Annotated in this window: 12 protein-coding genes; 11 read left to right on the top strand and 1 reads right to left on the bottom strand. The window is 35.6% G+C overall.

Annotated elements, in window-relative coordinates:
• Positions 1-28 precede the first annotated feature (28 nt).
• From greA to ACYFX0_RS09710, 4 genes are all read left to right on the top strand, one after another.
• On the top strand, positions 29-505 hold the full coding sequence (gene greA, locus ACYFX0_RS09725) for a transcription elongation factor GreA (protein ID WP_014894880.1): 477 nt from the start codon (positions 29-31) through the stop codon (positions 503-505).
• Positions 506-661: 156 nt separating this feature from the next.
• The gene (locus tag ACYFX0_RS09720) at positions 662-1,342 is read left to right on the top strand and encodes a hypothetical protein (RefSeq protein WP_000680878.1); all 681 of its coding nucleotides are present in this window, start codon (positions 662-664) and stop codon (positions 1,340-1,342) included.
• 88 nt (positions 1,343-1,430) lie between these two features.
• Complete coding sequence (locus ACYFX0_RS09715) at positions 1,431-3,185, top strand: peptidoglycan D,D-transpeptidase FtsI family protein (RefSeq protein ID WP_106082507.1); 1,755 nt, start codon at positions 1,431-1,433, stop codon at positions 3,183-3,185.
• Between the two features lie 116 nt (positions 3,186-3,301).
• On the top strand, positions 3,302-3,964 hold the full coding sequence (locus tag ACYFX0_RS09710) for a YrrS family protein (RefSeq protein WP_000897094.1): 663 nt from the start codon (positions 3,302-3,304) through the stop codon (positions 3,962-3,964).
• A gap of 35 nt (positions 3,965-3,999) precedes the next feature.
• On the opposite strand, the gene ACYFX0_RS09705 is transcribed toward ACYFX0_RS09710, so the two are convergent.
• A complete protein-coding gene (locus ACYFX0_RS09705; protein WP_000010984.1) occupies positions 4,000-4,215 on the bottom strand; it encodes a YrzA family protein in 216 nt (71 codons plus the stop codon).
• 136 nt (positions 4,216-4,351) lie between these two features.
• Between ACYFX0_RS09705 and ACYFX0_RS09700 the strand changes: the two genes are divergently transcribed.
• From ACYFX0_RS09700 to ACYFX0_RS09670, 7 genes are all read left to right on the top strand, one after another.
• Complete coding sequence (locus tag ACYFX0_RS09700; protein WP_000536323.1) at positions 4,352-4,990, top strand: class I SAM-dependent DNA methyltransferase; 639 nt, start codon at positions 4,352-4,354, stop codon at positions 4,988-4,990.
• A gap of 14 nt (positions 4,991-5,004) precedes the next feature.
• Positions 5,005-5,700 carry a 5'-methylthioadenosine/S-adenosylhomocysteine nucleosidase gene (gene mtnN / locus ACYFX0_RS09695; protein ID WP_001217027.1) on the top strand — a complete coding sequence of 232 codons (696 nt, stop codon included), beginning with the start codon at positions 5,005-5,007 and terminating at the stop codon, positions 5,698-5,700.
• 82 nt (positions 5,701-5,782) lie between these two features.
• On the top strand, positions 5,783-6,706 hold the full coding sequence (locus ACYFX0_RS09690) for an O-acetylserine dependent cystathionine beta-synthase (protein ID WP_106082506.1): 924 nt from the start codon (positions 5,783-5,785) through the stop codon (positions 6,704-6,706).
• A 3-nt stretch (positions 6,707-6,709) separates the two neighbouring features.
• On the top strand, positions 6,710-7,843 hold the full coding sequence (locus ACYFX0_RS09685) for a bifunctional cystathionine gamma-lyase/homocysteine desulfhydrase (protein WP_088230644.1): 1,134 nt from the start codon (positions 6,710-6,712) through the stop codon (positions 7,841-7,843).
• Positions 7,844-8,103: 260 nt separating this feature from the next.
• Positions 8,104-10,707 (top strand): bifunctional acetaldehyde-CoA/alcohol dehydrogenase, encoded by a 2,604-nt coding sequence (gene adhE / locus ACYFX0_RS09680; protein WP_460270349.1) that lies wholly within the window; start codon positions 8,104-8,106, stop codon positions 10,705-10,707.
• 126 nt (positions 10,708-10,833) lie between these two features.
• Complete coding sequence (locus ACYFX0_RS09675) at positions 10,834-11,061, top strand: YrhC family protein (RefSeq protein WP_000661454.1); 228 nt, start codon at positions 10,834-10,836, stop codon at positions 11,059-11,061.
• Positions 11,062-11,218: 157 nt separating this feature from the next.
• Entirely contained in the window at positions 11,219-12,166 is a 948-nt protein-coding gene (locus ACYFX0_RS09670) for an ABC transporter substrate-binding protein (protein ID WP_106082504.1), read from the top strand.

Here is a 12,166-nt window from a genome sequence, read left to right as displayed (position 1 = left end):
GGATTGGTATATAAAAGGAGTGGAAAATATGTCAACAGAAAAAACATACCCTATGACGCAAGAGGGTAAGCAAAAACTAGAGAACGAACTTGAGCAATTAAAAACAGTAAGACGTAAAGAAGTAGTAGAACGTATTAAAATCGCACGTAGCTTCGGGGACCTTTCTGAGAACTCTGAGTACGATGCAGCAAAAGATGAGCAAGCGTTCGTAGAAGGACGTATTACACAATTAGAAAATATGATTCGTAACGCAGTTATCATTAAAGATAATGGCGAAGTATCTACTGTTGTTACATTAGGTAAAACAGTAACATTTAAAGAATTACCAAACGGAGATGAAGAAGCGTACACAATCGTAGGTAGCGCGGAAGCTGACCCATTTGAAGGAAGAATTTCTAACGATTCTCCAATCGCAAAAAGCTTATTAGGTAAGCAAATTGGTGAGAAAGTAACAATCCAAACACCAGGCGGAGAAATGCAAGTAGAGATTGTCTCTGTAAAATAAAAAAAAGATTCTCCTATCGGGAGAATCTTTTTTTTTGTAGAATGAAAAAAATTGTGTAAACCTTAGAGTAATTCGACAAAAAATGTCAAAAAAACACTTTAAGCTTTGATATCATAATTGGAGAATATAGGTTTTAAAAGGGAAAAGGGGCTAATTATGAAACATAAAATCTTTACAGGATTGGTGTGTAGTATATCCATATTAGGACTTGCTGCATGTGGAACGAATGAAGAAACTACATCATCAAAGGGAGAAAAAGTAAAGCAAGAAGAAAAAAAGGATATTAAAGCAACTGAGAGTTCAAAAGCCTTAGAAAATCCACAAGATAAAAAGGAATTTAATGATTTTGATGTAGCGTATCAATTAGCTATTGTCATGAAAATATTTCAAGATGTAACGATTAAGTATGATTACGCAATTGGAAATCCAGATTATTTATTGCGAGATTCGATGGATCAAAAAACAATAGATGATATGAAGAATATGTTACAAGAACAGGCGAAGAATAATGATAAAATTTTAAAAGATGAAGTGAATCAAGCGTATACATATTTAAAACAATCGAAAGTAAGTAATAAAGATGATATTCAAAAAATAATAGATGCACAAAATAATTATTTACATATTGTAGATAAGATGATTACTTGTATTGATTCTGTAACAGTTGAGAATGCAAAAGAAAAAAGAAATGAAATGGATAATCTTAGTAAGGATTATTTAAAAATAGCGGCTAATGTAACAACCACTGTAATTGAAGTTGCTAAAAACACTGGAGTGAATGAAACTGAATTTAGATCGCTTCTTATGAAATTTTTAGAGAAGCCAAAGAAACAATAATAACCTTATATAATATCTGTTTTTGTTTTGGGGATTGTATAAATAAAATAGTACCTCGTCTAAACTATAATAGACGAGGTGTTTTTTTATGAAAATAAAACGGAGAATTACAATTGTTTTAATTTGTTTTATGGGCATTATGTTTTTATTGCTTTGTCGTTTAATTCAAATCCAAATTATAGATACAGAATCATTTACTAATCGCAAAATAAATTTAATTGAAAAAAGTGTTACGCAACGTACGCAATCCATTGCAGTAGACGATGGACGTGGGCAGTTTATAGATCGTAATGGTAAAGAAATAGGGGAGGAAAAGTATCCTGTTTTAATTGTTTTTCCATTTTTACAAATAAAAAATGACATGTTAGAGAAAATCGCGCATATCATTGGTGTGTCGAGACAAGAGATCAGAAGACAAATGAAAAATAAAAAAAATGCATTTATACTGCAAGGGGAAACTGCTCCATTTCGAGTGACACGAGAGCAGATGGAGAAGGTGAATCAATTACATGTATTAGGTATTGTAGCAGCTGAAGTGCGATTAAAACAAACTGGGGAGATAAATCATTTAATTGGTGATGTAGGGGAGAACGAAAGAGAATTTCAAAAGCGATATGGAGAAGTGAAAAAAATTTCAAAACAAACGCCGATAGGTATTTCAGGATTACAGCAATCATTTGATGAATTTTTATTGACTGATGGAGAGGCAAAAGTATTGTATCAAGTAGATCGGCAAGGAGAACCAATTTTCGGAAAGCAAGCGAAATATACTTCACCAGGAAATCCATTTTACCCAGTTAGGATTCAAACTACTTTACATAAAGGGTTGCAGCAAAAAGCAGAAGAAGTGATTGAAGCAAATGAAATAAAGAGGGGGGGATTAGTATTACTTGATGTAAAGACAAATGAAATATTAGCGATGGTCAGTAAGCCGTCTTTACAAGTAAGAGATAAGAATTTATATAAGACTACACTTGAAAATCAAATGTTAACGCCGCATTTTCCAGGCTCTGTTTTTAAAACAGTAGTTGCAGCTGCAGTCATTGATCAAAAAGTAAATTTGTTTAATCGGACATTTAATTGTAATAAAGATTTATATGGTGAAAACGACCCACAAGTTATGATGGGTACACTTAACTTCAAAGAGAGCTTTGCTAGGAGCTGTAACAGGACATTTTCCGAGTTAGGTAACGAGCTATTACAAAAGGATAGGACGGTGCTAGAAACATACGTAGCAGCTTTAGGAGCAAATGAAAAGGTCGGATGGAAAGGTTCTGTATTTCATACACCTCATTTCGAGCAAATGCCAGAAGAAAAAGGCTCTACTATTTGGGGGAATGAAGAAAACAAAAATAGTAAAAAAGCGGTAGAGCAAACAGCGATTGGACAGAAAGATGTACGTATATCACCTCTAGCAATTGCTAATATGATGGCGACGATTGCGAGGAATGGAAAAAAGATGGAAGTGAAAGCTGTTGAAAAAATAGTATATAAAAATGGAGCGGATTTTTTTACATTTGAGAACCATACGTTACATGGAAAACAGCTTTCGTATGAAACAGTGAAAACATTACAAGAGTTATTAAGAGGCGTTGTAACAAGGGAGAAAGGAACAGGAACGGCATTCCGCTCGTTGCCGCTCAGTGTCGCTGGAAAATCCGGGACAGCGCAAACAGGGAAAGGGACGAGGGTGAATCGCTGGTTTGCAGGTTATTTTCCGTATGAGAATCCAAGATATGCTTTAGTTGTTGTTGATCTAGAGACTGATAACAAAGTGAATAAAGTCACACCTATTTTTAAAGATATGGTAGGAGCAATCTATCAATTGGAGAATGAAAAGTAATCTTGCAATTTATAGTGAATTGTTTTCATTTCATGAAAATATCATTGTAAATGTTCAACCTTTCTAGATTTAATGTTACAATAGCAATTAGGAAAAACTGCATGGAGGTTTGGAGAATGGCAGGAGGATCAAGATTCCAACAGAAACAACAAAAACGTCGTCAAAACGGTGTTTTAAATATTGCAATCGCTATTGTATTACTATTAGTAGCTATTGTAGCATATCAATTGTTCGTTCCTAGTACGAAAGAGCAAGCATCTTCTACTGATAAGAAAGTCTCTCAACAAACAACAAAGAATGAGAAAGCTGGAAAATCAGAAGATAAAGAATCTGCTAAGAAAAAAGAAAAAGAAAAAGAGCAAGCAGAAGCTAAGCAAAAAGCTGAAGAAGAGAAGTTAAAGGCTGAGGAAGAAAAGAAAAAAGCTGAAGAAGAAGCGAAAGCTAACGAGAAAGTATCAGCTGAAAAAACTGTATCCAAGGCAAAAGAGGCTTATACAAAACCTTCTTGGAAAGCTGTAGGAACAGAACAAGGTTCATCACCAGCGATGACGTTTAAACAGGGGTCATCAGATTGGAATGAGATGCAAAGTGCAATTGCTGCAGGTATTGAAGTACCGAAGGAGCAATTAGTATTCCATTTTGTTGGAAGAGACAAAACTGGAAAGAGTAAAGCTTATGGTGACGTTCAAGATAAGCAAAGTGGAAAAAGATATTACGTAAATATTGATTGGGTAGATAATGAGGGCTGGAAACCAGTACTTGTTCAAACTCTAAACTAAAAAAGAGAAGCTCCTTAGGAGCTTCTCTTTTTTAGTTAACGCAATTTCTTTAATTTAAAATGAACAACCGCGCTATAATACGGTCTTTTGCTTTCAGGATCCATAACCATTTGATGTGAGATGTGATGAACTTCAAGCATAAGTGCTTTATTATTATCGATTTGTTCACTAATTTTTCGTTCTAAAGAAGCTAAGTCTCCCGCTTCAAAAAATTCTACTTTATCTTCTAACATTTCAAAGGTAAATGACATGAAGACGGCCCCTCTCCTATGTAATCAACTATAGTGTAACAAAGAAAAGAAGGAAATACCATGTACATTTCAATTGACATTTTTAGAAAGAGGGAATATCATACTGATAAAACCGATAAGAAAAAGGGGAATTTTTATGGGCACAGAATTTAATGGTTTATTTGATGAGTGGGCTCATACGTACGACTCATTCGTACAAGGCGAAGATATACAATACAAAGAAGTTTTCGCCCATTATGAGGATATTCTAGAGGATGTAGTTAACAAGTCATTTGGTAATGTATTAGAATTTGGTGTCGGTACAGGTAATTTAACAAATAAATTATTACTTGCTGGCCGCACAGTTTACGGTATAGAACCGTCGCGTGAAATGCGTATGATTGCAAAAGAGAAATTGCCAAAAGAATTTTCGATTACAGAAGGTGATTTTCTTTCGTTTGAAGTCCCAAATTCAATTGATACCATTGTAAGCACCTATGCATTTCATCATTTAACAGATGATGAAAAAAATGTAGCGGTTGCGAAGTATAGTCAATTGCTAAACAAAGGTGGTAAAATAGTGTTTGCTGATACGATATTTGCAGATCAAGATGCATATGATAAAACTGTTGAAACAGCAAAACAAAGAGGTTTTCACCAGTTAGCAAACGATTTGCAAACGGAATACTATACACGTATTCCAGTTATGCAGACTATTTTTGAAAACAATGGCTTCCATGTAACGTTTACGAGATTAAATCATTTCGTTTGGGTAATGGAGGCAACTAAGCAATAGAAAGAGGGATTAGATTGAGAATTGCTGTAATTGGAGCAATGGAAGAAGAAGTACGTATTTTACGTGACAAATTAGAACAAGCAGAGACAGAAACGGTTGCAGGTTGTGAATTTACGAAAGGACTATTAGCAGGACATGAAGTAATCTTGTTAAAGTCTGGTATTGGTAAAGTAAACGCAGCGATGTCAACGACAATTTTATTAGAAAAATATAAGCCTGAAAAAGTAATTAATACTGGTTCAGCTGGTGGATTCCATCATTCTCTAAACGTTGGTGATGTAGTTATTTCCACTGAAGTTCGTCACCATGACGTAGATGTAACAGCATTTAACTATGAATATGGTCAAGTACCAGGAATGCCGCCTGGATTTAAAGCTGATGAGGCGTTAGTTGCATTAGCTGAGAAATGTATGCAAACTGAAGAAAATATTCAAGTTGTAAAAGGTATGATTGCAACAGGCGATTCATTTATGAGTGATCCGAACCGCGTTGCAGCCATCCGTGATAAATTTGAAAATCTTTATGCGGTAGAAATGGAAGCAGCAGCTGTTGCACAAGTATGCCACCAATATGAAGTTCCGTTTGTTATCATTCGCGCACTTTCTGATATTGCTGGTAAAGAATCCAATGTTTCATTTGATCAGTTTTTAGATCAAGCAGCTCTTCATTCTACAAACTTTATCGTAAAAGTGTTAGAAGAGTTAAAGTAATGTAACAAAAAGGCAACTGTCTCATATAAAGAAAATACATACAGTTGCCTTTTCTTTATTGGCAAACAAGGGGGAGAACACGATGAATGTATATCGTGGAGTTCATGAGTTAATTGGTCATACACCAATTGTAGAAATTACTCGTTTTTCACTTCCGAAAGGGGTCCGCTTATTTGCAAAGCTTGAATTTTATAACCCAGGCGGAAGCGTTAAGGATCGTTTAGGAAGAGAATTAATTGAAGATGCGCTAGAAAAAGGGCTTGTTACCCAGGGTGGAACAATTATTGAACCGACTGCTGGGAATACTGGTATTGGACTGGCACTTGCAGCATTAGAACATGATTTACGTGTTATTGTTTGTGTACCAGAGAAATTTAGTATTGAAAAACAAGAATTAATGAAAGCACTAGGTGCAACGGTCGTGCATACACCGACTGAGCAAGGAATGACCGGTGCAATTGCAAAATCAAAAGAATTAGTAAATGAAATACCGAATTCATACTCTCCAAGTCAATTTGCAAATGAGGCAAATCCTCGTGCATATTTTAAAACATTAGGTCCTGAACTGTGGGACGCATTGAATGGAGAGATTAACATATTTGTTGCTGGAGCAGGAACTGGCGGTACGTTTATGGGGACTGCATCTTATTTGAAGGAAAAAAATATAGATATTAAAACAGTTATCGTAGAGCCAGAAGGATCTATTTTAAATGGTGGTAAGGCTGGTTCACATGAGACAGAAGGAATTGGACTTGAATTTATCCCGCCATTTTTGAAGACATCTTATTTTGATGAAATTCATACGATTTCTGATCGAAATGCATTTTTACGAGTGAAAGAATTAGCGCAAAAAGAAGGACTTCTCGTTGGAAGCTCTTCAGGAGCAGCATTTCATGCGAGCTTACTTGAGGCAGAGAAGGCAGCGCCAGGTACAAATATTGTAACCATTTTTCCTGATAGCAGTGAGCGCTATTTAAGTAAAGACATATACAAAGGATGGGAATAAAAAATGAGAGCAAAGACAAAGTTAATTCATGGTATTCGCATAGGAGAACCTTCAACTGGATCTGTAAACGTACCGATCTATCAAACAAGTACGTACAAACAAGAAGCAGTTGGTAAGCATCAAGGATATGAATATTCACGTACAGGTAACCCAACACGTGCAGCTTTAGAAGAAATGATTGCCGTATTAGAAAACGGTCATGCTGGATTTGCATTCGGTTCTGGAATGGCTGCTATTACAGCAACAATTATGTTGTTCTCAAAAGGTGACCACGTTATTTTAACAGATGATGTTTATGGCGGAACGTACCGTGTTATTACGAAAGTATTAAACCGCTTCGGTATTGAGCATACATTTGTAGATACAACAAACTTAGAGGAAGTTGTAGAAGCGATTCGTCCAAATACGAAAGCAATTTATGTGGAAACACCAACGAACCCACTACTAAAAATTACTGATATTAAGAAAATATCTACTCTTGCTAAAGAGAATGATTTATTAACAATTATTGATAACACATTCATGACGCCGTATTGGCAGTCGCCAATTTCTTTAGGAGCAGACATTGTACTTCATAGTGCAACGAAATATTTAGGAGGTCATAGTGACGTAGTTGCAGGTCTAGTAGTTGTAAATAGCCCACAACTAGCAGAAGACCTTCACTTTGTACAAAACTCAACAGGAGGTATTCTTGGACCACAAGATAGCTTCTTACTACTTCGCGGTTTAAAAACATTAGGAATTCGTATGGAAGAACATGAAACGAATTCACGCGCTATTGCTGAATTTTTAAATAATCATCCAAAAGTAAATAAAGTATATTACCCAGGTCTTGAATCACATCAAAACCACGAATTAGCAACAGAACAAGCAAATGGATTTGGTGCTATTATCTCGTTTGATGTAGATAGTGAGGAAACATTAAATAAAGTACTTGAGAAACTGCAATACTTTACACTTGCTGAAAGCCTAGGAGCAGTAGAAAGTTTAATTTCTATCCCATCTCAAATGACACATGCATCAATCCCAGCAGATCGCCGTAAAGAATTAGGAATTACAGATACATTAATTCGTATTTCTGTCGGTATTGAAGATGGTGAAGATTTAATTGAAGATTTAGCACAAGCGCTAGCATAATAAAAATGCACTGCTAATGTGGAGCAGTGCATTTTTATTATGTTAATTTGTGAAATGTTTCACAAATTAGACATACACAAATGAAATGAATTCATGTATATTGAATTCATGAAATGTTATTCATAAATAAACTTGTGAAATACTTCACAAACAGTGGGATTCATGTAGGACGGTAACTCTATTTTTTTTCGCTAATCGGGACTTATTATGACCTATAGGGACTTATAAAGACCGTGATAACAGAATAGGAGGAAATTTACATGGTAGTCAAAGAGAAAGTTGTAAATGAAATGCAAGAGGTAAAAGAGATGATTGATACGTTAGTAAATAACGGTCAACAAGCTTTACAAGCATTAGAAAGTTTTACACAAGAGCAGATTGACAACATTGTTCATGAAATGGCATTAGCAGGTGTTGATCAACATATGCCACTTGCAAAATTGGCTGTTGAAGAAACAGGCCGTGGTGTCTATGAAGACAAATGCATTAAAAATATTTTTGCCACTGAATATATTTGGCATAGTATAAAGCAAGATAAAACGGTAGGAATTATTCACGAAGATCCTCATGAAGAAATAATAGAAATTGCAGAACCTGTCGGTGTAGTAGCTGGGGTAACACCAGTAACGAATCCAACGTCGACAACAATGTTTAAAGCGTTGATTGCGATAAAAACGAGAAATCCAATTATTTTCGCATTTCATCCTTCTGCACAAAATTGTTCGGTGGCAGCAGCGAAAACCGTATATGATGCAGCAATGAAAGCTGGTGCACCAAAACATTGTATTCAATGGATTGAAAGACCGTCTGTCGAAGCGACGAAACAATTAATGAACCATGAGGGTGTGGCACTCGTTCTAGCAACTGGAGGCGCTGGTATGGTGAAATCAGCTTACTCTACTGGAAAACCAGCGCTAGGTGTAGGTCCTGGTAATGTACCGTGTTATATAGAAAAATCAGCACATGTAAAACGAGCTGTTAATGATTTAATTTTATCGAAAACATTTGATAACGGTATGATTTGTGCATCGGAACAAGCAATCATTGTCGATAAAGAAATCTATGATGATGTTAAAACAGAAATGATCGAAAACAATTGTTACTTTGTAACAGAAGAAGAAAGAAAAAAATTAGAAAAGCTCGTTATAAATGAAAATACATGTGCAGTAAATAGTGATATTGTAGGAAAATCAGCACAGTATATTGCCGAATTAGTTGGGATTACTGTTCCTGAACATACAAAAATGCTTGTAGCTGAAATTCAAGGTATCGGAGCAGCATACCCGTTATCTCGTGAGAAACTGAGCCCAGTATTAGCCTGTGTGAAGGCGAATTCATTAGAAAAAGGATTTACATATTGCGAAGAAATGTTGAACCTCGGTGGTTTAGGACATTCAGCAGTTATTCATTCTACAAATAAAGAAGTGCATAAGCAATTTGGATTACGTATGAAAGCTTGCCGTCTCATTGTAAATGCACCTTCATCACAAGGTGGAATAGGGGATATATATAACGGATTTATTCCGTCACTTACACTTGGTTGTGGTTCATACGGAAAGAATTCAGTTTCCAAAAATGTAACGGCGACTCATTTATTAAATATAAAAAGGCTGGCAAATAGAAAAAAGAATATGCAGTGGTTCAAATTGCCACCAAAAATTTATTTTGAAAAACATGCTACAGCGTATTTAGCAAATATGCCTAACATTTCACGTGCATTTATTGTAACGGATCCTGGAATGGTTGAACATGGCTATGTGGATACAGTCACGCACTATTTAAACAAGCATGCAAATGATGTGAAAATTGAAGTTTTCTTTGAGGTCGAACCAGATCCATCAGATGAAACTGTCTTTAAAGGTGCGGAAATGATGAGAAGCTTTAAGCCAGATGTAATTATCGCACTTGGTGGTGGTTCAGCTATGGATGCAGCAAAAGGAATGTGGTTATTCTATGAGCATCCAGAAACGACATTCTATGGCATTAAACAGAAGTTTTTAGATATAAGAAAACGTACATGTAAATATCCGGAATTAGGAAATAAGGCGCAGTTTGTTGCGATTCCAACAACATCAGGAACAGGATCAGAAGTGACACCATTTGCGGTTATTACAGATAAGAAAAATAATATAAAGTATCCGCTCGCAGATTATGAATTAACACCAGATGTAGCAATTGTTGATCCGCAATTTGTAATGACAGTACCACCACATGTAACAGCAGATACTGGTATGGATGTTTTAACACATGCAATTGAGGCGTATGTGTCTGTTATGGCAAATGACTATACAGATGGATTAGCATTAAAAGCTATTGATCTCGTATTCAAATATTTACCGAGAGCATATAAAGATGGAAATGATGAAGAAGCACGGGAAAAAATGCATAACGCTTCTGCAATTGCAGGGATGGCATTTGCAAATGCTTTTCTAGGTATTAATCACAGCTTAGCACATAAAATTGGTCCAGAATTCCATATTCCGCACGGACGTGCAAATGCAATTCTTATGCCGCATGTAGTCCGCTATAATGCTATTAAGCCAAGAAAACACGCATTGTTCCCAAAATATGAGCACTTTGTAGCAGATGAACGCTATGCACATATTGCGAGAATGCTCGGGCTTCCAGCAAGCTCAGTAGCAGAAGGTGTGGAATCACTCGTCAAAGCAATTATTGAGCTTGGAAAAAGCTTAAATATTAATATGAGTATTGCAGGACAAGGGGTAGATAAAGAGCAATTTGAAGAGGTTGTTGGAGTATTAGCAGAAAGAGCTTTTGAAGATCAATGTACAACTGCTAATCCAAAGTTACCGCTTATTTCAGAGCTGAAAGAAATTTATATGGAAGCATATAAAGGTGAATAATGATTAAAAAAGAGCCGCAGTAAAGCGGCTCTTTTTTTGTTGGAAAACATCTCCCAGAATGGCTGTATTTACTGGTCTTTCAGTTTCATAGAATATGATAAAGTGAAATGGAGGAGTGAGAATATAATGAAAGAATTACAAGGGAAAATAGAAGATTATACTAGGTTCGGACAAATTCTTCTCGCTGTAAGTACATTGTTAATGGTTGGCTTGTTGATTCCGGATGGAGCAAAAGAGACAATCCAATTTTTTGTTATGATGGGGAGTATCGTTATATTTTTAAGTTTATCGTTCTTTTTCTTTCAGCGTGTGAAAGTGATGCGTGACCAGTTAGAGGAAAATGAATGTGAATAATATTGTTAACTAGAACGCGGCGAAAAGAAAGAATCTTTTTGTCGCGCTTTTTGTTTTTTGTAGAAAAATGTATGCGTTTCATGTTGACAATGATAATCCTTATCAATTAAAGTAGAATAGTAGTTAATGATTATCATTATCAATTAGAGGTGAAGGAATGAAAAAATCTATTACGCTATTTACAGCGATTTTATCTATTTTTTTCTTGTTAATAGGTTGCAGTGCCAAAGGGGACGAAAAAGCGTCTGCAACCAAAACAGAAAAAGGAAAAGAAAAAATCGAAATTACCGACCTGTCAGGGAGAAAGGTAACATTCGATAAAGTACCAGAAAGTTTTGCAACATTAAGTATGGGGGACATGGATATTATTCATGCTTTAGGTGGAAAAGTAGTAGGTCGTCCGGATACGAAATTAACTCTTCCAGAGGAGTTAAAGAAGGCAAAAGTAATCGGGAATGCACATCAACCGAATTTTGAGCAAATTGCTAGTTTAAAGCCCGATGTACTTGTTGCTAACAATGGATTCCAAAAGAACGTGCCAACGGTTGAAGGACAAGGAACGAAAGTAATCATTTCTTCTGCGAATTCTGTACAAGATATTCAAAAGAATATTGAATTATATGGAACGGCAATGAAGAAAGAAGATAAAGCAAAAGAACTTAATCAAAAAATCAATAATCAAATGAAGAAATATGAGAAAAAGAGCGATGTGAAAGCATTGCTAGTGTATGGCGCACCAGGTACTTATTTAGCGGCATTACCAACATCTTTATCAGGTGATATTTTAGAAAAAACAGGCGGAAAAAATATTGCTTCTGATTTTCCAGAAATGAAAGAATATCCGCAATATGCACAGCTAAGTGTAGAACGTATTATTGAGGCGAATCCAGATGTGATTTATTTAATTACACACGGAGATCCAACAAGTGTGAAAAAAGCATTCGAAGGCGAAATGATGAAAAATGAAGCGTGGAAAAATTTAGATGCAGTAAAACAAAACCGCGTAGTTATTTTGCCACCTGATTTATTTGGATCTAATCCTGGGACAAAAGTTACAGAAGCAATGGACTTTATGTATAAAAGTATACAAAATGTAAGGAAATGA

It is taken from the genome of Bacillus sp. NEAU-Y102, assembly GCF_054788175.1.
Note: the sequence above shows the minus strand (reverse complement) of the source record. Positions and strands in the feature narration are given on the sequence as shown.